The organism is Bradyrhizobium sp. Arg816 (assembly GCF_029989365.1).
Lineage (GTDB): Bacteria > Pseudomonadota > Alphaproteobacteria > Rhizobiales > Xanthobacteraceae > Bradyrhizobium.
This window is the reverse complement of sequence record NZ_JAPRAQ010000002.1, coordinates 132508-153822: the sequence shown is the minus strand read 5'-3', so window position 1 is coordinate 153822 and position 21315 is coordinate 132508. Positions and strand designations below refer to the sequence as shown.

At 65.6% G+C, this 21315-nt stretch carries 17 protein-coding genes; 6 read left to right on the top strand and 11 right to left on the bottom strand.

Annotated features, from left to right (window positions below; genetic code table 11):
• The first annotated feature begins 116 nt into the window (after window positions 1–116).
• The 3 genes from OWC48_RS05760 to OWC48_RS05750 all read left to right on the top strand — a co-directional run bounded on the left by OWC48_RS05760 (window position 117) and on the right by OWC48_RS05750 (window position 4779).
• Complete coding sequence (locus OWC48_RS05760) at window positions 117–1964, top strand: extracellular solute-binding protein (RefSeq protein WP_282519094.1); 1848 nt, start codon at window positions 117–119, stop codon at window positions 1962–1964.
• Between the two features lie 4 nt (window positions 1965–1968).
• Window positions 1969–3471: a class I adenylate-forming enzyme family protein gene (locus OWC48_RS05755; protein ID WP_282519093.1), complete on the top strand. Its 1503-nt coding sequence runs from the start codon at window positions 1969–1971 to the stop codon at window positions 3469–3471.
• A gap of 84 nt (window positions 3472–3555) precedes the next feature.
• The gene (locus OWC48_RS05750; RefSeq protein WP_282519092.1) at window positions 3556–4779 is read left to right on the top strand and encodes a GGDEF domain-containing protein; all 1224 of its coding nucleotides are present in this window, start codon (window positions 3556–3558) and stop codon (window positions 4777–4779) included.
• A 145-nt stretch (window positions 4780–4924) separates the two neighbouring features.
• Here OWC48_RS05750 and OWC48_RS05745 read toward each other — a convergent pair whose 3' ends face one another.
• From OWC48_RS05745 to OWC48_RS05735, 3 genes are all read right to left on the bottom strand, one after another.
• Window positions 4925–6061 (bottom strand): acyl-CoA desaturase, encoded by a 1137-nt coding sequence (locus tag OWC48_RS05745; protein WP_282519577.1) that lies wholly within the window; start codon window positions 6059–6061, stop codon window positions 4925–4927.
• A 296-nt stretch (window positions 6062–6357) separates the two neighbouring features.
• Window positions 6358–9876 (bottom strand): transcription-repair coupling factor, encoded by a 3519-nt coding sequence (gene mfd, locus OWC48_RS05740; protein WP_282519091.1) that lies wholly within the window; start codon window positions 9874–9876, stop codon window positions 6358–6360.
• Complete coding sequence (locus tag OWC48_RS05735) at window positions 9873–10163, bottom strand: succinate dehydrogenase assembly factor 2 (protein WP_248877644.1); 291 nt, start codon at window positions 10161–10163, stop codon at window positions 9873–9875. The genes mfd and OWC48_RS05735 overlap by 4 nt, the downstream gene beginning before the upstream one ends.
• Before the next feature lie 186 nt (window positions 10164–10349).
• Here OWC48_RS05735 and recG point away from each other — a divergent pair, with 186 nt between their 5' ends.
• On the top strand, window positions 10350–12458 hold the full coding sequence (gene recG / locus OWC48_RS05730) for an ATP-dependent DNA helicase RecG (RefSeq protein ID WP_282519090.1): 2109 nt from the start codon (window positions 10350–10352) through the stop codon (window positions 12456–12458).
• Here recG and panE read toward each other — a convergent pair.
• From panE to OWC48_RS05715, 3 genes are all read right to left on the bottom strand, one after another.
• Window positions 12455–13384: a 2-dehydropantoate 2-reductase gene (gene panE, locus OWC48_RS05725; RefSeq protein WP_282519089.1), complete on the bottom strand. Its 930-nt coding sequence runs from the start codon at window positions 13382–13384 to the stop codon at window positions 12455–12457. The genes recG and panE overlap by 4 nt on opposite strands.
• 200 nt (window positions 13385–13584) lie before the next feature.
• The gene (locus OWC48_RS05720; RefSeq protein WP_282519088.1) at window positions 13585–14415 is read right to left on the bottom strand and encodes a helix-turn-helix domain-containing protein; all 831 of its coding nucleotides are present in this window, start codon (window positions 14413–14415) and stop codon (window positions 13585–13587) included.
• A 96-nt stretch (window positions 14416–14511) separates the two neighbouring features.
• Window positions 14512–14901, bottom strand: a complete 390-nt coding sequence (locus OWC48_RS05715) for a nuclear transport factor 2 family protein (RefSeq protein WP_282519087.1) — start codon at window positions 14899–14901, stop codon at window positions 14512–14514.
• 174 nt (window positions 14902–15075) lie between these two features.
• On the opposite strand from OWC48_RS05715, the gene OWC48_RS05710 reads away from it, so the two are divergent.
• Window positions 15076–15597: an AAA family ATPase gene (locus tag OWC48_RS05710; RefSeq protein WP_282519086.1), complete on the top strand. Its 522-nt coding sequence runs from the start codon at window positions 15076–15078 to the stop codon at window positions 15595–15597.
• A gap of 28 nt (window positions 15598–15625) precedes the next feature.
• Here the strand turns inward: OWC48_RS05710 and OWC48_RS05705 are convergent, their stop codons facing one another.
• The 3 genes from OWC48_RS05705 to glmS all read right to left on the bottom strand — a co-directional run bounded on the left by OWC48_RS05705 (window position 15626) and on the right by glmS (window position 19275).
• Entirely contained in the window at window positions 15626–16483 is an 858-nt protein-coding gene (locus OWC48_RS05705) for an NAD(P)-dependent oxidoreductase (protein ID WP_282519085.1), read from the bottom strand.
• A 105-nt stretch (window positions 16484–16588) separates the two neighbouring features.
• Complete coding sequence (locus OWC48_RS05700) at window positions 16589–17359, bottom strand: DUF502 domain-containing protein (protein ID WP_282519084.1); 771 nt, start codon at window positions 17357–17359, stop codon at window positions 16589–16591.
• An 89-nt stretch (window positions 17360–17448) separates the two neighbouring features.
• The gene (gene glmS / locus OWC48_RS05695) at window positions 17449–19275 is read right to left on the bottom strand and encodes a glutamine--fructose-6-phosphate transaminase (isomerizing) (RefSeq protein WP_248877650.1); all 1827 of its coding nucleotides are present in this window, start codon (window positions 19273–19275) and stop codon (window positions 17449–17451) included.
• Between the two features lie 219 nt (window positions 19276–19494).
• Here glmS and OWC48_RS05690 point away from each other — a divergent pair, with 219 nt between their 5' ends.
• Window positions 19495–19713: a hypothetical protein gene (locus tag OWC48_RS05690; protein ID WP_282519083.1), complete on the top strand. Its 219-nt coding sequence runs from the start codon at window positions 19495–19497 to the stop codon at window positions 19711–19713.
• A 9-nt stretch (window positions 19714–19722) separates the two neighbouring features.
• On the opposite strand, the gene OWC48_RS05685 is transcribed toward OWC48_RS05690, so the two are convergent.
• Both OWC48_RS05685 and glmU read right to left on the bottom strand, forming a co-directional pair.
• Window positions 19723–19908 carry a hypothetical protein gene (locus tag OWC48_RS05685; protein ID WP_282519082.1) on the bottom strand — a complete coding sequence of 62 codons (186 nt, stop codon included), beginning with the start codon at window positions 19906–19908 and terminating at the stop codon, window positions 19723–19725.
• 12 nt (window positions 19909–19920) lie between these two features.
• The gene (glmU, locus tag OWC48_RS05680) at window positions 19921–21288 is read right to left on the bottom strand and encodes a bifunctional UDP-N-acetylglucosamine diphosphorylase/glucosamine-1-phosphate N-acetyltransferase GlmU (RefSeq protein WP_282519081.1); all 1368 of its coding nucleotides are present in this window, start codon (window positions 21286–21288) and stop codon (window positions 19921–19923) included.
• Window positions 21289–21315: the final 27 nt, after the last annotated feature.

Sequence of the window (21315 nt, the reverse complement as noted above, 5' to 3'; positions counted from 1 at the left end):
AAGATCAATGCCGACAAGCGTCTTTGACAACGCCTTGAACCGCTCCCGGGCCTGCGATCCGTGAAATTCCTTGTGATAGGATTCAGGCCCGCAGGTCCTCGAATCAACGTGTGCCGATGTCCATGTTCCAGCGCCTTCTCGAGGGCCTTCTTGAGGGCCTTGGCACCCGCCTCAGTCTTCTCGCCTTGGTCCTCGCCTCCGCGCTCTCCGCAAGCGGCGTACGGGCTGAGGAAGCCCATGCGATCGCGATGCACGGCAGGCCGGCGATGCCGGCCGATTTCACCCACATGCCCTACGCCAACCCCGATGCCCCCAAGGGCGGCCGGCTGACCTGGGGCATTCTCGGTACCTTCGACAGCCTCAATCCCTTCATCGTCAAGGGACTGGCCGTGCAGCCGGTGCGGAACTACGTGATCGAGAGCCTGCTCGCGCGCGGCAATGACGAGCCGTTCACGCTCTACGGCCTTATCGCCAGATCGGTCGAGACCGATGACGCGCGGAGCTTTGTCACGTTCCGCCTAGATCCCCGCGCCCGCTTCTCCGACGGCAAGCCGGTCCTGGCGGAGGATGTGCTGTTCTCCTGGCAGCTGCTGCGCGATCACGGCCGCCCCAACCATCGGCAATATTACTCTAAGGTTGCCAAGGCCGAGGCGCCCGACCCTCTCACCGTCCGCTTCGACCTGGCCGGCGCCAACGACCGGGAATTGCCGCTGATCCTCGGCCTGATGCCGATCCTGCCGAAGCATGCAGTGGACGTCGCGACCTTCGAGGAGACGACGCTGACCGGCCCGATCGGCTCGGGCCCGTATCGGATCATGGCGGTGAAGCCCGGTGCCAGCGTGAGCTTGACCCGCAATCCCGACTATTGGGGCCGCGACCTGCCCATCAATCGCGGGCTCTACAATTTCGACGAGATCAGGCTCGACTATTTTCGCGAGGCCAACGGCCAGTTCGAAGCCTTCAAGCGCGGCCTCTATGATTTCCGCGTCGAGCACGAGCCGCTGCGCTGGCACGACGGTTACGACTTTCCAGCCGCCAGAAGCGGCGAAGTGATCCGCGACACCATCAAACCCGGCGTGCCGCAGCCTTCCGAATTCCTGGTGTTCAACACGCGCCGTCCGATCTTCGCCGACATCCGCGTGCGCCAGGCACTGACGCTGCTGTTCGATTTCGAGCTGGTCAACCGCAACTATTTCTTCGGACTCTATTCGCGCGTTGCCGGCTATTTCGCCGGCTCCGACCTCTCGGCCTATGGCCGGCCTGCCGATGCGCGCGAACGCGAACTGCTGAAGCCCTTCGCCGCGCAGATCCCGCCCGACATCATGGACGGCAGCTACCACCTGCCCGTCACCGACGGCTCGGGGCGCGACCGGACGACGCTGCGCGCGGCACTCAAGCTGCTGTCGGACGCCGGCTACGATCTCGACGGCACCGTCCTGCGTAACCGCGTGACAAAAGCCCCCTTCACCTTCGAGATGCTGGTGACGACCCGCGACCAGGAGCGCATCGCGCTCGCGTTCCAGCGCGACCTCAAGCGCGCCGGCATCGAGCCGAGCGTTCGCGCGGTCGATCCCGTGCAGTTCGACCAGCGCCGGCTCGGCTACGAGTTCGACATGATCCAGAACCGCTGGGACCAGTCGCTGTCGCCCGGCAACGAGCAGTATTTCTATTGGGGCAGCGCGGCCGCCGACAATCCGGGCACCCGCAACTACATGGGCGCCAAAGATCCCGCCGTCGATGCCATGATCGACGCTCTCCTCGAGGCCCGTGATCACACGGCCTTCGTCTCGGCGGTGCGCGCGCTCGACCGCGCCTTGATCTCCGGTTTCTATACAATCCCCCTGTTTAACGTATCCGAGCAATGGATCGCGCGCTGGAATCGGATAGAACGGCCAAAGGCCACCGCGCTGTCCGGCTACCTGCCGGAGACCTGGTGGTCGAAGGGGCAGCCGCAAGCGAAGTGACGCCGTGAATCAGCCAGCCGTATCGCCGACGCTCGACACGCTGTTTCAGCGCACGCTGATGCGGCAACCGCACGCGCCCGCTCTGCTCGATCCCCTCAACAAGGCCCGCGTGACCGGCCACCAGCCGCGGCGGATGACCTACGCCGAGGCCGACACCGCCATCGAGGCCCTGTCGGCGCATTTCGTCGAATCGGGCCTGCCGGCCAATTCCGTCATCGCGATCCAGCTGCCTGCCACGGTCGAGTTCGTGCTGACGGTGCTCGCCGCGCATCGCGCCGGGCTCGTCGTCGCCGTGCTGCCGCTGCTCTGGCGCCATGCGGAACTGACCGCCGCACTGAACCGCACCGCGGCGCGCGCCATCGTCACCATGAGCAAGGTCGACGGCGTCAGCTATTCCGACCTCGCGATGCACGCCGCCGCAGAGGCCTTCTCGATCCGTTACGTCTGCGGTTTCGGCGCCGACCTGCCCGAGGGCATGGCCTCGCTCGACGACGTGCTGGCCCGCCCGCCGGGCACCACGCGCGCGGTGATCCAGGACGGCCGCAAGGCGGCGATGATCTCCTTCGACGTCACCGCGGAAGGCTTTCGCCCGGTGCCGCGGCCGCATTTCAGCCTGATCGCCGGCGGGCTCGCGATGTCGCTGGAAGCCGACATCAAGCAGGGCGCGACCGTGATGGCGGCGTTCACGCCGATGTCGTTCGCGGGCCTCGCCTCCTCGCTCGCGGTGTGGCTGCTCTGCGGCGGCACGCTGGCGCTGCATCATCCCTTCGAGAACGACGTGCTGGAACAGCAGATCAACGAGCACGAATGCGAGGTGCTGATCGCCCCCGCGCAGCTCGTGCTGCGGCTCGGCGATTCCGATCTCGCGGCGCGAATGCCGAGCTTGCGCAACGTCATCGGCCTCTGGCGCGCGCCCGAGCAGGTGGCGGCGAGCGATGCCTGGATCGCGCCGCATGCACCGCTGACCGACGTCTATCTGTTCGGCGAGGCCGGGCTGTTCGGCGCCCGCCGCGGCGAGGACGGCATGCCTGTTGCGGTGATGCCCGGGCCGCACGGCGCCCCGCGCGAGCAGTCCGGCTCCTCCATCGCCGGCGAGATCCTGCTGACGCCCAGGGGCACGCTCGGCCTGCGCGGAGCGATGGTGCCGATCGCGGCCTACGCGCCGCCGCAGCCGGTCGGCGACACGCTGACGGCGCAGCCGCCGCGCGATTATGTCGACACCGGCTATGCCGCGCGGCTCGACCGTCCAAGCGGCGCGATCTGCATCACCGCGCCGCCCTCCGGCATCATGGCCGTCGGCGGCTACCGCTTCCTGTCCAACGACCTCCAGGAATGGGCGCGCCGGCTCGGCCAGGGCGCCCTGCTCACCGCGCTGCCCGACCGGCTCTCGGGTCACCGGCTCGCAGGACGGGCGCAAGACAATGCCCGCGCCCGCGAAGCGCTCAATGAGCTCGGGCTTAACCCCCTGATGGTCGAGGCTTTTCGCGACCGCACGGGGCCGGTTTAAGCGCAGTTTCGGCCCTTCCATTGACGCTGCATTAAGGCAACCGGACTAGATTGCGCAGCATCTGTTGCGTGATCAGAGTTTGCGATGTCCCAGGCGGGCCCGATCCTGTTTGTGTCCAACACCCAGCGGCCGCCTTTCATTGCGGCACTGGACGAGGCCCGTCTGTTTCCCGTCGTGGACGCTGACTGGGCCAGCGCGGCGCGCGCGGTCGAGCAGGTGCAGCCGGCCGCGGTTCTCGCCGCGATGCATGCCGGGCACGAGCCCTATCTTGCGCCGCTCGCCAGGAAGATCGCGGACCAATCGCCCTACCTGCCGTTCGTGGCACTCGATGCTGCGGGCACGCTGCCGCAGAACGCCCTGCCCTTCTCCTCGCGCGGCGGCAATTCCGACCGCCTCGTCGCGCGGCTCCGCGCCGCGCTGCGCGTGCGTACTCTCCATGCAACGGTTCTGCGCCGGCTGCCGGACGCGAAGGTCGGGTTGCCGGAGGGGGATCCGGCACGCGATGCAACGGTGCTCCTGATCGGCCGCGGCGCAGCCTACCCTGCGCTCTCCGTTGCGTTCGGCGAACGCGTCGGGGTCGTCGGCGCGCTCTCGATCGAGGCTGCGGCCAAGCATCTCAACACCCGCGATATCGATGGCGTCGTGCTCGCCGAAGGTTTTACCGCGCGCGTCACCGACGCCTTCCTCACGGTGCTCGCCGAAGACACCCGATTCCGCAGCCTGCCCGTGGTCGTCACCGCGCACCAGCTCGCGCAGACGTACGACCTGCCCAATCTCGAGCTGATCCCGGGCGAGCCGGCGAAGGTCGCCGCCAACGCGCTGCCGCTGATCCGCCAGCACGCGATGGAAGCGCAACTGAGCCGCACGCTGCGCTCGATCGATGCCGGCGGCTGGCTTGATCCGCGCAGCGGCCTGCTCACGGTAGAAGCTTTTGCCCGCGATTTCGCCAAGGCGGTCGAGCAGGCCCTTGCCCGCGGCGGCGGCCTCTCCGTGGCACGCTTCGCCTTCGAGCCCGGCAATTCCCGTGCCCAGCTCGACGCCGCGCGGATCCTGAGCCGCCTGATGCGGCAGATGGATTTTGGCGTGGCGCAGAAAGACGGTTCCGTCATCGTCGTGTTCGCGGAGACCGACTTCCGCACCGCCCACATGATCGCCCGCCGCCTGTCGGCGGTGATGCGACACACCTCAAATGGCAAGCACGAGATGCGCAGCGATCCCGTCGTCAGCGTGGACTCGCTGTCGCCCTCGGATACGGCGCGGTCACTGCTCGGGCGTCTCTCGGCCGACGCGTCAAGGGCCGCGTCGTAGCTACGATCTCCAGGCCGTAGGGTGGGCAAAGCGAAGCGTGCCCACCACTTTCAGCGGTCTTGGAAGGATGGTCGGCACGGGCGCAAGCGCGCCTTTGCCCACCCTACGACAATCCTGCCGAAATCATTCGATCCGCGTCATCGCCCTAAGCGCCGCCATTCGTCCCAGGTTGCGCGTTGGTTGCGAGAGCAGGCGCAGGCGTGGCCAGGGGAAAGCCAACAGTCTCGTTCAGGAGCTCGTGGGCCCGGTCGACGATGTCGTCCAGGGACATCGTCTTCGCGAACATGCGCTGCGCTTCAGCCAGCAACTGGTCGCGAGTCGGCATGCTGGCCAGACGCAGATCGGCTCTGTGCTGCAACAGGTGAATCGCGTCCCGGACCGACAATTCGGTCTCATGGATCGACGTCCTGATCGCCAGGGCGATGTGTTCGGGATTGAAGCGAGCGGCGAGCTGCTCGGCCGCTTGCTTGATCACGCGAGATCCCAGCCGATGCTCATTGCGCAGGACCTGCTTGGGCGGCATCTTCAGATCCCGGACAATCCCGAGCCAGGACAGGACCACCAGGATATAATAGGTGAGATCGATCTCGTACCAGTGGAAGCCCTGTCGAGCACTGGCCTGGTAGGCGTGGTGATTGTTGTGCCACCCCTCACCCATCGTGACGAGAGCGAGCAGCCAGTTGTTGCGGGAATCGTCACCGGTCACATACCGCCTGCGGCCGTGAACATGTGCGAGGGAGTTGATGCAGAACGTGCCGTGATACACCAGCACGGTGCTCCAGAGGAACCCGACCACGAGTCCCGACCACCCCGCAATGAGGAAGCAGAGGCCCGCGAGCACGAATGCCGGCAGAAGCTCCAGCCTGTGCAGCCACATCAACTCCGGATACGACGCCAGATCCGATACTTTCACCAGGTCGGTTGCATCGTGCTGCCGGTAGAAGATCCAGCCGACATGACTGTAGAGGAAGCCCTTGTGCCGGGGCGAATGCACATCCTTCGCCGTATCCGAGTGAAGATGATGATGGCGATGTTTGGCAGCCCACCAGAGGACGCTTTTCTGAGCGCTGCTCTGGGCCAGGAAGGCCAGGATGAACTGAAACACCCGGCTGGTCGCGTAAGCCCGATGCGAGAAATACCGGTGATACCCGGCGGTGATCGCAAACATGCGCAACCAGTACAGGACCGCGCAGATGGCAACGGCTTGCCACGAGACGCCCGACCAGATCGCCGCGAAGCATCCCGCGTGGACCAATATGAACGGCAGGACCTGCGGATACATGACGTCGTCGTGTTCGTCACCGGATTCCTGGCCTGAATCGATATTGATAGACACGCTCGCGACCTCAGAGGTTTCAATGGGCGGGGAAGGCCCGTTTTGCGGTACAAAAAACCCGCGGCCGGTAAACCAGTCGCGGGTCACACGAATCAGGTCATCAGTCGGGCACGCAATCAGCGGCGAGGCCAAATCGTCGGCCGAACTCGACGAATCGAACATGGCTGTCGTTCGATCATTCCGCAAGTGGCCATATGCCGCTGTCTTGTATCCAAGTACCGCTCCGGTGGCGCTCGGAACAATTACGCCGCCTTCTTGCTCTGCGCCAGCTGCGCAAGCTGTCGCATGATCTCGGTGGTGCCGGCGAGACGCTCTTCCGGCGTCTCCCAGTCCTGCAGGAACACCACCTTCATGTCGGGCCGCACCTTGGCGGCCTGGCCGTAGCTGCGGATGAACGACACCAGGCGGTCGGGATGGGCGAACGAATTATCGCGGAAGGCGATGACCGCGCCCTTCGGGCCGGCATCGATCTTCCCGACATTGGCCGTGCGGCAGAACGCCTTGATCGCGGCGACCTTGAACAGGTAGCGCACCTCGTCCGGCAGCACGCCGAAGCGGTCGCGCATCTCGGCGCCAAAGTTCTCGATCTCCTCCTCGGTGTCGAGATCGGCCAGCCGCCGGTACAGCGACAGCCGCACCGAGAGATCGCCGACATAGTCTTCCGGAATGAGCACGGGCATGCCGATGGTGATCGAGGGCGACCAGCGGTCGGCAGCAGGCTCGGACACGCCGGCCTTGAGGTTGACGATCGCCTCCTCCAGCATCGACTGATAGAGCTCGAAGCCCACCTCCTTGATGTGGCCGGACTGCTCCTCGCCGAGCAGGTTGCCGGCGCCGCGGATGTCGAGGTCGTGCGAGGCGAGCTGGAAGCCCGCGCCCAGCGTCTCCAGCGATTGCAGCACGGTGAGCCGGCGCTCGGCCTGCGCCGTGATCTTCTGCTGCGCCGGCAGCGTGAACAGCGCATAGGCCCGCAGCTTGGAGCGGCCGACGCGGCCGCGGAGCTGATACAGCTGCGCCAGGCCGAACATGTCGGCGCGGTGCACGATCAGGGTGTTGGCGTTGGGAATGTCCAGGCCGGATTCCACGATCGTCGTGGACAGCAGGATGTCGAACTTGCCGTCGTAGAAGGCGGTCATGATGTCCTCGATCACCGCGGGCGGCATCTGGCCGTGCGCGACCGCGACCTTCATCTCCGGCACGTTCTTGTCGAGGAAGTCCTTGACCTCGGCGAGGTCGTCGATGCGCGGCACCACGTAGAACGCCTGGCCGCCGCGATAGCGCTCGCGCAGCAGCGCCTCGCGGATCATCAGCGGATCGTGCGGGGCGACGAAGGTGCGCACCGCGAGGCGGTCGACCGGGGGCGATGCGATGATCGAGAGCTCGCGGACGCCGGTCAATGCCAGTTGCAGCGTGCGCGGGATCGGCGTCGCCGACAGCGTCAGCACGTGCACCTCGGAGCGAAGCGCCTTCAGCCGCTCCTTGTGAGTGACGCCAAAATGCTGCTCCTCGTCGACGATGACGAGGCCGAGATCGCGGAACTTGATCGCCTTGCCGAGCAGTGCGTGGGTGCCGACGACGATGTCGACCGAACCGTCAGCGATGCCCTTCTTGACCAGGTTCAGCTCCTTGGTCGGGACCAGGCGCGAGGCCTGCGCCACGTTCACCGGGAAGCCCTTGAAGCGCTCGGTGAAGGTCCTGTGATGCTGACGGGCCAGCAGCGTGGTCGGCACCACGACCGCGACCTGCTTGCCTTCGAGCGCGACGGCAAAGGCCGCGCGCAGCGCAACCTCGGTCTTGCCGAAGCCGACGTCGCCGCAGATCAGGCGGTCCATCGGACGGCCGAGCTCGAGGTCCTTCAGGGTGGATTCGATGGCGCCGAGCTGGTCTTCGGTCTCGTCATAGGGGAAGCGCGCGCAGAACTCGTCGTAGAGGCCCGACTGCACCGGCAGCTTTGGCGCCTCGTGCAAATGGCGCGCGGCAGCGATCTTGATCAATTCGCCCGCGATCTCGCGGATGCGGTTCTTGAGTTTTGCCTTGCGGGTCTGCCAGCCGCTTCCGCCCAGACGATCCAGCTCGACCGTGGTCTGGTCGGAGCCGTAGCGCGACAGCAACTCGATGTTCTCAACGGGGAGGAACAGCTTTGTCTCGGCGGCATAATGCAGCTCGAGGCAGTCGTGGGGCGCGCCCGCGACGTCGAGAGTCTGGAGGCCGATGAAGCGGCCGATGCCGTGATCGACGTGGACGACGATGTCGCCCGCGGCAAGGCTGGTCACCTCCGAGATGAAATTGTCGAGCTTGCGGCTCGCCTTGCGGGGCCGGACCAGGCGGTCGCCAAGGATATCCTGCTCGCTGATCAGCGCGATCTCGTCGGTCTCGAAACCGCTTTCCAGGCCGAGCACGGCGAGCATGGTCTCGTTGCGCGGGGTCGCCTGCACCGTCCGCCAGCTGTTGACGCTGGTGGTATGGGTCAGCTTGTGGTCGCGCAGCATCGAGGTCATGCGGTCGCGCGATCCCTCGCTCCAGAGCGCGATCACGACCTTCTTGCGCTGGGCATGCAGCGCCATCACGTGGCTGACGACGGACTCGAACACGTTGACGGTGGCGTCATTGCGTTCGGGTGCGAAGTCGCGGCCCTTGCGCGCGCCGGCATCGACGATCGTCGCCCCATCGGCCGGAACCGAAAACTGCGTCAGCCGCACCAGCGACATCTCGTTTTCGCGCCTGGTCCATTCCTCGTCGGTGAGATAGAGCCTGTCGGGCGGCAGCGGCTTGTAGATCGCGCCGCCGCCGGGATGCTCCATCGCATCGCGGCGGGCTTCGTAGTAATCCTGGATCTGCTTGAAACGCTCGCGGACGGCGTCCTCGGCCTGCGGCTCGATCGCGATGGCTGCGCCTTGCAGATAGTCGAACAGCGTGTCCATCCGGTCCTGGAACAGCGGCAGCCAGTGCTCCATGCCGGGATGGCGGCGGCCCTCGCTGACGGCCTCGTACAGCGCGTCGTCGCGCTCGGGCGCGCCGAACTCGGCGACATAGCCCATGCGGAAGCGGCGGATGGTGTCGGTGACGAGTTGGAATTCCGAGATCGGCACGAGGTCGAGCGAGCGCATGTCGAGCATCGTGCGCTGGGTCTCGGCGTCGAACGAGCGGATCGATTCCAGGCTGTCGCCGAAGAAGTCGAAGCGGACCGGCTGGTCGAGGCCGGCCGGAAACAGATCCAGGATACCGCCGCGCACGGCATATTCGCCGGGCTCGCGCACGGTCGAGGAGCGGTTGTAGCCGTTGTGCTCGAGCCAGGCGACGATGGTGTCCATCGGCACCACGTTGCCCGGCGCAACCGACAGCGCCTGCGCGGCAACGAGTTCGCGCGCAGGGACGCGCTGCAGGATCGCGTTCACCGTGGTGAGCACGATCAGCGGCTTGTCGCTACCGGTCAGCGGCGCAAGCCGCGCCAGCGTGGTCAGGCGCTGCGCGAGGATGCCGCCATGCGGCGAGACGCGGTCATAGGGCTGGCAGTCCCAGGCCGGAAAGGTCAGCACCGGCAAATCGGGCGCGAAGAACTGCAGCGCGCGCTCGAGCTGCTGCATTCGCCCACCGTCGCGGCAGACCACGGCGAGGCTGACGGCCGCCTTCTTCGGCCGCGCGGCGATGGCGCGGGCGAGATCGGAGATGACGAGGCCCTCGGCGCCCTCGGCAACATTGGCAAGCGTCAGCGCGCGGCCGGGCGTGAGCAGCTCGGCCGGCGACTTCATCCCCTGTTTCATAAATCGCCGTCCGTAATCGGGAACGCCTTGATGCGGGCAAACAGCGCGCCGGTGACTTCAGCTGGCAGCACCTTGTCACCGGTGATGGCGGCATAGAGATCGGGATCGGACTCGTCGAGCAGGGTCTCGAGCTCGGACAGCTCCGCGTCGGTCAGATTGCCGATCTCCGCATCCGCGAAGCGGCCGAGGATCAGGTCCATCTCGCGCGTGCCGCGGTGCCAGCAGCGGAACAGAAGCCGCTTGCGGCGATCGTCCAGCCCGTTGCTCGATCGTGTCGTTCCCGTCATGTCTCGGATCCAGTCAAACGCAGAAAGCCCGGACGTGCCGGGCCGGGGTGATATAGCCACTCGGACCGCCCCTGTCAGCCCTCGATTTGGCATGGCCCGCTACCCGCGCGAGCGCCGCGAAAAAAGCCGTGGATGCCCGCCATAAAGCCGGGCATGACGGGCCGAAACGATCCTAGATTCGCTCTCATGCGCCCCAGCCTGCTCAATCCGCTGTTTGCTCCCGTGACCAGCCTGCCCGGCGTCGGTCCGAAGCAGGACAAGCTGCTGCAGTACCTGCTCAGCCGCAATGAGACGCCGCGCCTGGTAGACCTGCTGCTGCATTTGCCGAGCCAGGTCATCGACCGCCGTGCGCGGCCAAAGATCCGCGACGCCGTCCAGGGAACCATGGTGACGCTGGAGGTCACCGTCGATCGCCACCGCCCGCCTCCGCCGCGCAACGCCCGCGCGCCCTATCTCGTCTACGCCAGCGACGACACCGGCGACGTCGTGCTGACCTTCTTCCGCGCCAAGCCCGGCTATGTCGAAAAGCTGCTGCCTGTCGGCGAGAAGCGCTACGTCTCGGGCACACTGCAGATGTATGACGGCATCCCGCAGATCGTACATCCCGACCGCGTGCTCGACGAAGAGGCGATCGCAAAACTCTCCGGCATCGACCCGGTCTATCCGTTGACCACCGGCCTGGCGCTCGGCTCGCTGCGACGCGCGGTCGCGCAAGCGCTGCAGAAGCTGCCCGCCCTGCCGGAATGGATCAGCCCGGAGGTGATGCGCCGCTGCAGTTTTCCGACGGTCACCGAGGCGCTCAGCCGCGTGCATCAGCCGGTCGAGCTCACGGACATCCTGCCCGAAAAGCCCTACTGGTCGCGCCTCGCCTTCGACGAGCTTTTGGCCGGCCAGCTCGCGCTGGCCCTGATCCGCGCCCAATTGCGCCGCCCCGCCGGCGTCCGCAACGCCGGCGACGGTCACTTGCGCAACAAGATCATCGACGCCCTGCCCTATGCCCTGACCCCGTCCCAGCGCAACGCCGCGGCCGCCATCGCCGAGGATCTGAAACAGCCCGTGCGCATGCTTCGCCTGCTTCAGGGCGATGTCGGCTCGGGCAAGACCGTGGTGGCGCTGCTGGCGGCGGCCGCCGTCGCCGAGGTCGGCAAGCAGGCCGCGCTGATGGCCCCGACGGAAATTTTGGCGCGGCAGCACATCAAGACCATCGCCCCGCTCGCGGAGCACGCAGGGCTGCGCGTGGCCATTCTCACCGGCCGCGAGAAAGGCAAGGAGCGGCGCGAGCTGTTGGCGCAACTCGAAGCCGGCGAGATCAATCTCCTCGTCGGCACCCATGCGCTGATCCAGGACGACGTGATCTTCAGCGATCTCGCCCTGGCCGTCGTCGACGAGCAACATCGTTTCGGGGTGCGCGAACGCCTCGCGCTGACCTCGAAGGGCGAGTCCGTCGACGTGCTGGTGCTGAGTGCGACGCCGATCCCGCGCACGCTGGTGCTGACCTATTTCGGCGACATGGACATCTCCGAGTTGCGCGAGAAGCCCGCCGGCCGCCAGCCGATCGAGACCCGCACCATATCGATGAGCCGCCTCAATGAGGTCACGGACAGCATCGGCCGGGCCTTGGAGGCCGGCAAGCTGGTCTACTGGATCTGCCCGCTGGTCGAGGAATCCGAGGCCGAGGGCACCGAGCACCTGACCAATGCGACCAAACGCTTCGAGAGCTTGCAAAAACGTTTCGGCGACCGCGTCGGCCTCGTCCACGGCCAGATGAAGGGCACCGAGAAGGACCGCGTGATGGGCCAGTTCGCCGCCCATGAGATCGGCCTTCTGGTTGCGACCACCGTGGTCGAGGTCGGCGTCGACGTGCCGGCCGCGACCATCATGGTGATCGAGAACGCCGAACGGTTTGGCCTGGCCCAGTTGCACCAGCTGCGCGGCCGTATCGGGCGCGGCTCGGAAGCCTCGACCTGCCTCCTTCTCTACTCGGAGCCGCTCGGCGAGATGTCGAAGGCACGCCTGAAGGTGATCCGCGAGACCACCGACGGCTTTCGCATCGCCGAGGAAGATTTGAAGCTGCGCGGCGAAGGCGACGTGCTGGGCGTGCGCCAGAGCGGCCTGCCCGGCTACCGCATCGCGCGGTCGGAGGTGCACGGCCAGCTCATCACCCAGGCTAGAGACGAGGCGCTGCGGATCCTGAAGGACGATCCGAAGCTGAAGGGCGAGCGTGGCGAGGCGCTACGGTGCCTGCTGTACCTCTATGAGCGGGACGAGGCGATCCCGCTGATCGGGGCGGGTTAGCCTGCTGCTCTTCGGCGCCCGACCTCGTAAGCCGCCACATGCGCCACGGCCAGATCCAGCAGCGGCGTGTCGATGCCGAGCGTACGGGCCCGATTGGCCATGTCGCCCAGGATGTGCTCCGCCTCGGTGACCGAGCCGCGCTCGATATCGCGCAGCATCGAGGCCTTGAGCGGCGAGTCCAGGGTCGTGAAGAGTTTCCGGTCGAACTCGATGAACGGCGCGCGAGGTTCAAAGCCTGACGCCGTCGCAACGGCACAGCATTCCGCAAACAGGCGGAAGATCGACTGCTCGCCGTTCGGCACGGCCAGGATGTCGCCGACACTCGCGCGCATCAGGCAGGTGATGCCGGCGAGCGTGCTCAGCTGGACGAACTTCTCCCACATGTCTTGCATGATCGCTTCGCTGGCGCGTACGTCGATACCAGGGACATGGAGCAGTGTTTCCAGTGCGAGCGCGCGCTCGCTCAACGCTCCCTTGGTCTCGCCGAAGACGATCGTTTGATTGGCCATGAACTGAACGACACGACCATCCGCGTCGAGCCCGGCACTGACGTTCGCGAGCCCGCCAAGGACGCGCGCGGCACCGAACCGCGCGGTCAGGGCGTCGATATGTTTCAATCCGTTGAGGATCGGCAGAATCATCGTATCGCCGCCAACGGCAGGAGCAAACTGGCTCATGGCATCGTCGAGCGAGTAGGATTTTACGCCGACGAGCACGACGTCGAACGGCTCCTTGAGATCGTTAGCGAGGACGATCTTCGGCTGCACGGCAAAGTCGCCATGCGGGCTGACGACCTGCAATCCTGTCCGGCGCAGTTGCTCGGCCCGCTTCTCGCGCACCAGAAAGGTCACGTCGCGCCCGGCGCGGACCATGCGAGCTCCGTAATAGCCGCCAAGCGCGCCCGCGCCGATCACCAGCACTCTCATTCGAGCTCCGATTGCATCCATCTGCTTCCGCAAGACAGTAACAGATGGATCCCGCGCCGTCTCCTCCTCGTCATTGCGAGCGTAGCGAAGCAATCCAGACTGTCTCCGCGGAAAGATCCTGGATTGCTTCGCTGCGCTCGCAGTGACGATGTGGGTGGAGCTCGGCACACGTCGGACGGGTTGAGATGCGGCGGAGGCCCTCACCCCGCATGCGCACGCAAGAACCTGCCGTGCTCGGCTTCGGTCGCATCGTTGGCGGGGAACATGCATTCGAGCCGCAGCTCTTCGGCCGTCACCGTCTGCGGCGTTCCGACGGTCGTGATCAGCGAGAAATAGTCGAGCGTCACGCCGTCCTTGACGAAGCTGAGCGGGATCATCGGCATCGCATCGGAGGCCGAGGGTGCGCGCCATTCCGGCTTCACGCCCGGGTATCGCGATAGCTCTTCCAGCAGCGCCTTGGTCCTGACATCGATGACATGCCCGACCGCCTCGCGATGGACACGGGCCAGCAGGCCGCGGGCGGTCTGCGGCCAGTTCGCGATGAAGGGACGCATGCCGGCCGGATCGAACATCAGGTGTAAGAGATTGCGGGGAGCCGGTCGCGCGGACATGTCGATGAAGCAATTGAAGAGCTGCGGCGCGGCGTCATTGGTCATCAGCACGTTCCAGTACCGGTCCATGACGATGGCCGGAAACGGTTCGTGCTGACGCAGCATGCGCCGCAGGGCGCGATTGATGCTCGTCATGGCCGGTGTATCGAGCGCCGGATCGGAATAGGACGGCGCGTAGCCCGCGGCGAGCAGCAGCTCGTTTCGTTCGCGCAAGGGGACGTCGAGGGCCTGCGCGAGATCGAGCAGCATCTGCCGGCTTGGGATGCTGCGGCCGCTCTCGACGAAGCTGATGTGCTTCTGCGTAACGCCCGCATCGAAGGACAGATCGAGCTGCGTCTTGCCGCGAATGTCCCGCCATTGACGCAGCAGAGCGCCCGCGGATCTGACGGCTATCTTGATGTCGCTGGCCACAGCTTTCATGCGATCGATCCTTCCGGTCGATATCGTCGACGCGCATCGGCGGCGGCGCCGGTTTACCCGAGGCGCCGCCGCCAATGGCAGGCTTATTCCAGGCGATCAACCGAAGGTGACCGGCCCCACGGCGCCGACCCAGTGCCGCACCTTGGTGTCGTCCGTCTCGTCCATGTAGAAAAAGTGCGTCATGGTCGGATGCACCGTCGTCATCGAGGGATCGTCGGGTGTCATGTCGACGACACCGCGAAACACCTTCAGGGAACCGGCGTCCCAATATTCGGTGACGTGATGCAGCGCGGTGAATCCGGTGTCGATGAAAGCCTTCAGATTGGTGCGGATTGCTTCCCGCCCCTTCCAATCGGCGACGCCGAGATTGCAGACGGCATCCTCCGCAAAACACTCGAAACCTTGCCCGAAGGTCTTGTCGTCGATCTCCTTCCACATATCGAGCAGCCATTGTGGCGGCGCCTTCTTCGTAAACACGACTTCCATCTCACTCTCCTCATGCGGTGACACGCGCGCTCGACGGAGGCTTGAAAGCTCCCCGCGGGTGGACGATCAGCAAAGTAGACGGGCTGCGAATTGGCTCAATTACATGCGAGGTAATAAAGCGCGCCCGGAAGGCACGCTCTTTCCCCGCGACCGACTTTATGGAACCTTGCGCTCATGCGCCGGGTCATCGTTGTCGGTTCTCAGGGAAGCGGAAAGACCAGCCTCTCCCGAAATCTCGGGCGGAAGCTTGGACTGCCCGTGGTGCATCTCGACGTGCTCTACTGGCGGCCGGGATGGAAGCCATCTGACAAGGCCAGCTTCCGTCTACGCGTCGCGGAGGCGATCGCGGGCGACGCATGGGTCATCGACGGCAGCTTCTCGGGGCTGGCCTTCGATCTCACGCTTGCGCGTGCCGACACCATGGTCGTCATCGACCGCCCGCGCTGGCTCTGCCAGTGGCGCATTCTCTGGCGCTCCGCGTTCGATCGCGACACGACGCGCCCCGATCTTCCCGAGGGATGTCCGGAACAGTTCGACTGGAAACTGATGAAGGAGGCGTGGCGCTACGACACGGAGCGCTTGCCTGTCATCGAGGCCGAGCGCCTTCAATATGGCCCCGATGTCCCGGTCGTGCGCCTGAGACGCGACCGGGACATCCAGGGTTTTCTGGAGTCGGTTTCAGTGCACGGCGAGTGATCCATTGCCGTGACTTCGGACTGGACGGTCAGGCCTTCTTCTGCGCGACACGCGCTGCGAACGCCTTCAGCAGTGCCGCATCCACCGCTTCGCCATTCGCATCCGCGGCGAGGTGCTCGAGCCAGCGTGCAAAGCCTTCGTAGATCTGGCTCGCCGGATGGTCGGGCCCGAGGAAACCCGAGATCTCCCGCATCTCCGCGACCCAGCGATAGGCCTTCGGGATCATGTCCGGCAGCGCGACTTCGAGCCGGGCCAGGACCGCGGGCTGGCTCAGCGCGAGCTCGTCGCGCAGCGCGTCAGCCGCGCCCGCTTTCGTGGCCGCGACCACCATGGCCGAGCCGATGCCGGCGAGGCCCTTGACGATGCCGGCATAGGACATCTTCAGCGCGGAGGCCGCGCCGATGGGGCCCTCGACGATCCGCACGTCGAGGCCGAGATCCTTCAGAACTGCGAGGTCCTTGGCGTATTCGCCGGACAGGTAGAAAGCCGGGCTCTTGCCGCCGGGCTGCGGCGGGAAACCGATGATACCGCCATCCACGAACGGCGCCTGTGCCGAGCCGATGATCTCCTCGATCCGCTGCACGGTATCGACATTGACCGCGTTGCAGTCGACCACGACCGGCTTCTTTTCGCGCCGGACGATCAGCGCGGCCAGGCGTTCGGCCAAAGCCACGGCTTCGCCCGGCGGCACGATCGAAAGGATGATGTCGGCCTCCGCGATCGCGTCGTCCTCGGCGCCGATCATGCCGGCATCCGCGGCGCGCTTTTGCGTCGCCTCGCTGCGCCCCTTCAACGACGTCAGCACGCGCGCACCGTTTTCGCCGAGGCGGCGGGCCACGGCGCTGCCCATGGCGCCGGGCGCGAGGATCGCAATGGTCTTCGTCATCATGCACTCCAGGTCGAATTCCGAGCGAGGCGCTCAATTCAACCGGAAGACTAGCAGAGGACGAAAGTGCTTGCGCGAATGCGGCCATCCGAAACCGGAATGGCCCTACTCCACCTTCGCAGGCTGGGGCTGGAGCGCCGAGGCATTGGCGATGCGCGCGGCGTTCGCCATGCCCGCAAGCGCGGCGGCCTTCTTCGGGTCGGGGGCCGCGCCCGGCTGCACCACGCCGGCCGACATGATCAGCGTTGCGGCGTCCTCGGTGCTCATGTCGACCTCGACGATCTTGCTCTTGGGCACGTAGAAGAAGAAGCCCGTGGTCGGGTTCGGCGAGCACGGCAGGAACACGGAGACGTGCTCCTCCTGCCCCGGCAGGCTGCGCGCGACCTCTTCATTCGGCGACTGCGAGATCAGCACGATCGACCACATGCCCGGCGACGGAAACTCGACCAGGCCGACCTTCCGGAAGCTCGAGCCCTTGCCCGAGAACAGCGTCTCGAACACCTGCTTCAGGCCGCGATAGATGGCGCGCACCGCCGGGATGCGGCCGAGGAAGGTCTCGCCGATATCGACCAGCGTTCGGCCGATCAGATTGGCGGCGAGGAAGCCGACCAGCGTCAGCGTGAAGAATGCGACAATCAGTCCCCAACCTGGAACGACATACGGCAGATAGGTTTCAGGCCGGTAGGCCAACGGCACAAACGGCCGCACCACGCCGTCAACCCAGGTGACGAACCACCAGACCAGATACAGCGTGATGGCAATTGGCCCCGTCACGACGAGGCCGGTGAGGAAATAATTGCGGAAGCGGCCCATCAGGCCGGTATGCGGTTCCGGGATGGGATCAAGCGGCGCAGGCGCGTCGTCGCGGGGGGTCATTCGGGTTCCAGGTCGGTCGCTGCACTCAAACTAGGGTCTTCTAGCAGGTTTTGGAAGACTACCTAGCGTCCCGGCCTGATCCCTTCTGCCTATTCCACGGTCACCGATTTCGCGAGGTTGCGCGGCTGGTCGACGTCGGTGCCCATGATGACCGCCGTATGATAGGCGAGCAGCTGCACGGGGACGGCATAGACCATCGGCGTGAACGCGGCCGCCATGTCGGGCATGACGATGGTGACGAGGGACTCGACGGTCGCCTCCTCCGCGCCCTTTGCGTCCGTCATCAGGATGATCCTGCCGCCGCGGGCGGCAACCTCCTGCATGTTGGAGACGGTCTTTTCGAACACGCGGTCATAGGGCGCGATGACGACGACCGGCATGGTCTCGTCGATCAGCGCGATCGGCCCGTGCTTCAGCTCGCCGGCGGCATAGCCCTCGGCATGGATATAGGAGATCTCCTTCAGCTTGAGCGCGCCTTCGAGCGCGAGCGGGAAGCTGGTGCCGCGGCCGAGATAGAGCACGTCGCGCGATTTGGCGATCTCACGCGCGAGCTTCTCGATCTGGAGCTCGGTGGTGAGCGCGTCCGACATCAGGCGCGGGATCTCGACGAGGCCGTGAACGAGCTTGGTCTCGTCCTCGTCGGACAATTCGCCGCGGGCCTTGCCGGCAGCGATCGCAAGATTTGCCAGCACCATGAGCTGGCAGGTGAAGGCCTTGGTCGAGGCGACGCCGATCTCGGGACCGGCCAGCGTCTGCAGCACGGTCTCGCTCTCGCGCGCGATCGTCGAGGTCGGCACGTTGACAACGGCCACCGTGTGCACGCCCTCGGCCTTGGCATAACGCAGCGCGGCCAGCGTGTCGGCGGTCTCGCCCGATTGCGAGATGAAGATGGCGAGATCGCCCTTGCGCAAGGGCGCCTCGCGGTAGCGGAATTCGGAGGCGACATCGACCTCGACCGGCACGCGCGCAAAGCGTTCAAACCAGTATTTCGCGACGAAGCCGGCGTAGCTCGCGGTGCCGCAGGCGGTGATGTTGATGCGCTGGATGCTCTTGAAGTCGAACGGCAGCTTGACCGGCAGCGAGACGCGCTCGGTCGCCATGTCGACATAGCGCGCCAGCGTGTGGCCGACGACTTCCGGCTGCTCGTGGATTTCCTTCGCCATGAAGTGGCGGTAATTGGCCTTGTCGACCAGCGAGGTCGAGGCGGCGTGCTTGATCTTCTCGCGCTGGACGGCGTGGCCGTCCTTGTCGAAGACCGTGGCGCCCTTGCGCGTCAGCACGACCCAGTCGCCATCTTCGAGATAGCTGATCGTATCGGTGAACGGGCCGAGCGCGATGGCGTCGGAGCCGAGATACATCTCGCCGTCGCCATATCCGATCGCGAGCGGCGGGCCGTTGCGGGCGCCGATCATGAGGTCGTCGTCACCGGCGAAGATGAAGCCGAGCGCGAAGGCGCCGCGCAGCCGGGCCAGCGTCAGCTTCACCGCTTCCACGGGCTTGTTGCCGCGCGTGAGCAGATCGTCCACGAGATGCAGCACGATCTCGGTGTCGGTCTCGGTGTGGAACACCGTGCCCTTTTTCTCGAGCTCTTCGCGCAGCTCGCGGAAATTCTCGATGATGCCGTTGTGGACCACGGCAACGCGTTCGGTCGCGTGCGGATGGGCGTTGTTGACGGTCGGCTTGCCGTGGGTGGCCCAGCGAGTGTGACCGATGCCGGTCGTGCCTTTGAGCGGCTCGGCCTCGAGACGCTTCTCCAGGTTCTTCAGCTTGCCCTCGGCGCGGCGGCGCGCGAGATGCTTGCCTTCGAGCGTGGCGACGCCCGCGGAGTCGTAGCCGCGATATTCAAGACGTTTGAGCGAATCCACCAATTGCTCTGCAACCGGCGAGCGCCCGAGAATGCCGACAATCCCGCACATGCGGATCAATATCCCCCAAATCGTCGAAAAATCGCCTAAACGACCCGCTCGGTCTTTAGCGAAGTTCCTAAGGAACCAGATACTCAATAATTATTGCTGATTGAGACAGCGCCGGTTCGCTTCCGATTTCGACTGCGTCGAATTGGCCGGCCTTAAACCGCGCGAATTAACTTGTTGTCAATGAGTTTGACCAACGATTCCCGGCCATGGAGTAAGGTCATGAAAAGCCCGTCCGGCCGCAAAGGCCTGTCATCGATGTATGCCCACGCCAGCGAGACCACTGGCACGCACCTTGCGCATTGGCCGCCGCCCCAGCGCGGCAAGGAAAGCAAGCCCGTCTTCGTCAAGCACGCAGCCGGAGAACCTGCAAAACGCGCCAAGCCGCGCGGCTGGCGCCTGACGCGCGCGATCTTCTCGGAATTCTCCGACGACGAATAGCGGCGCGCCTTACCACCCCAGCATCACGGCCCAGACGAGGAAAATGAGGAGCGCCCAGAACGCCAGCCCGATGACGAGGGCCACAATCTCGGGCGGATCGTACTCGTTCATCTCCCACAGCAGCCGTCGCCCCATCCCCGTGACGCATGTCTCGATCAGAAAACTGAAGAGATCGCGAACAAAGCGAGAGGACACGGCAGTTGGCGCTCAGTTCTCCGGCTTCTTTTCGACTTTCTTGCCGCCCGTCTTCATCTCGCGATAGCGCGCCGCGCCGCCTTCCCTGATGGTCTGCTGGTTGCGCTCCAGCGCCATGGCGTCGTCGGGCACATCGCGCGTGATCACCGAGCCCGAGCCGATATAGGCGCCGTTGCCGATCTTCACGGGCGCGACGAGAGAGGAGTTGGTGCCCACGAAGGCACCCTGCCCTATGATCGTCTTGTGCTTCTTGAAGCCGTCGTAGTTGCAGGTGATGGTGCCGGCGCCGATGTTGGAATTGGCACCGACGGTGGCGTCTCCGATGTACGAGAGATGGTTGACCTTGACGCCGGCCTCCAGCGTCGCGGCCTTGGTCTCGACGAAATTGCCGATGCGCGCGCCATCGCCGAGCGAGGTGCCGGGTCGCAGCCGCGCATAGGGGCCGATCGAGACGTTCTTGCCGAGCGTGGTCTGCACGATATGCGAGAAGGAATGGATCACCGTGCCGTCGGCGATCGACACGCCCGGACCGATCACCACGAACGGCTCGATGGTGACGTCATTGCCGAACACGGTGTCGGCGGACAGATAAACGGTCTCGGGCGCGATCAGCGTGACGCCTGCTTCCATCGCCGCTTTGCGCAAGCGCGCCTGCATCACGCTTTCGGCCTCCGCGAGCTGCGCCTTGGTGTTGATGCCGCGCACCTCGTCCTCGCTGGTCTCGATCACGACGGCCTCCCATCCCTGTTCACGAACGACGCCGACCGCGTCGGTCAGATAATATTCGCCCTTCGAATTCGCATTGCCGATCCTGTCGAGGATCGCGAGTGCACGGTGCCCGTCGATCGCCATCAGGCCGGCATTGCACAGATCGATCTTGCGCTCTTCCGCGCTGGCATCGGCATGCTCGCGGATCGCGACCAGACGGTCGCCCTCGACGATGAAGCGGCCATAGCCGGTGGGATCGGCGGCGCGAAAGCCGAGTGCGGCGATTGCTGCGCCCTTCGCGAGCGGCGCGCGCAGCCGCTCAAAGGTCTCGGCCGAGATCAGCGACGTGTCGCCGAAGGCAATCAGCAGATCGTCCGCGCCCCGCGCAATCGCCTCGCGCGCCGCCAGCACCGCATGCGCGGTGCCGATCCGTTCTGCCTGCACGAAGGTGAGCGCATCGGGACGGATGCGCTTCGCCTCGTCCGCGACCGCCTGATGGTCGGGGCCGATCACGACGGCGAGCGAGGTGCCGGTTCCCTTCGGTGTGGCGGCGAGCACGTGCGCGAGCAGGCTCTGGTGGGCGACCGGATGCAGCACTTTCGGCAGGTTCGATCGCATGCGCGTGCCTTCGCCGGCGGCGAGCACGATCGTGAGGCTGGAACGGGCGGTCATCGAAATCCTGTCAAATGCGGCCGAATC

Excerpts from the sequence above, each read along its gene's own strand:
- OWC48_RS05760 (WP_282519094.1), top strand. The coding sequence starts at position 117 with ATGTCCATGTTCCAGCGCCTTCTCGAGGGCCTTCTTGAGGGCCTTGGC.
- OWC48_RS05750 (WP_282519092.1), top strand. The coding sequence starts at position 3,556 with ATGTCCCAGGCGGGCCCGATCCTGTTTGTGTCCAACACCCAGCGGCCG.
- OWC48_RS05745 (WP_282519577.1), bottom strand. The coding sequence starts at position 6,061 with ATGTATCCGCAGGTCCTGCCGTTCATATTGGTCCACGCGGGATGCTTC.
- mfd (WP_282519091.1), bottom strand. The coding sequence starts at position 9,876 with ATGAAACAGGGGATGAAGTCGCCGGCCGAGCTGCTCACGCCCGGCCGC.
- OWC48_RS05735 (WP_248877644.1), bottom strand. The coding sequence starts at position 10,163 with ATGACGGGAACGACACGATCGAGCAACGGGCTGGACGATCGCCGCAAG.
- recG (WP_282519090.1), top strand. The coding sequence starts at position 10,350 with ATGCGCCCCAGCCTGCTCAATCCGCTGTTTGCTCCCGTGACCAGCCTG.
- panE (WP_282519089.1), bottom strand. The coding sequence starts at position 13,384 with ATGAGAGTGCTGGTGATCGGCGCGGGCGCGCTTGGCGGCTATTACGGA.
- OWC48_RS05720 (WP_282519088.1), bottom strand. The coding sequence starts at position 14,415 with ATGAAAGCTGTGGCCAGCGACATCAAGATAGCCGTCAGATCCGCGGGC.
- OWC48_RS05715 (WP_282519087.1), bottom strand. The coding sequence starts at position 14,901 with ATGGAAGTCGTGTTTACGAAGAAGGCGCCGCCACAATGGCTGCTCGAT.
- OWC48_RS05710 (WP_282519086.1), top strand. The coding sequence starts at position 15,076 with ATGCGCCGGGTCATCGTTGTCGGTTCTCAGGGAAGCGGAAAGACCAGC.
- OWC48_RS05705 (WP_282519085.1), bottom strand. The coding sequence starts at position 16,483 with ATGACGAAGACCATTGCGATCCTCGCGCCCGGCGCCATGGGCAGCGCC.
- OWC48_RS05700 (WP_282519084.1), bottom strand. The coding sequence starts at position 17,359 with ATGACCCCCCGCGACGACGCGCCTGCGCCGCTTGATCCCATCCCGGAA.
- glmS (WP_248877650.1), bottom strand. The coding sequence starts at position 19,275 with ATGTGCGGGATTGTCGGCATTCTCGGGCGCTCGCCGGTTGCAGAGCAA.
- OWC48_RS05690 (WP_282519083.1), top strand. The coding sequence starts at position 19,495 with ATGAAAAGCCCGTCCGGCCGCAAAGGCCTGTCATCGATGTATGCCCAC.
- glmU (WP_282519081.1), bottom strand. The coding sequence starts at position 21,288 with ATGACCGCCCGTTCCAGCCTCACGATCGTGCTCGCCGCCGGCGAAGGC.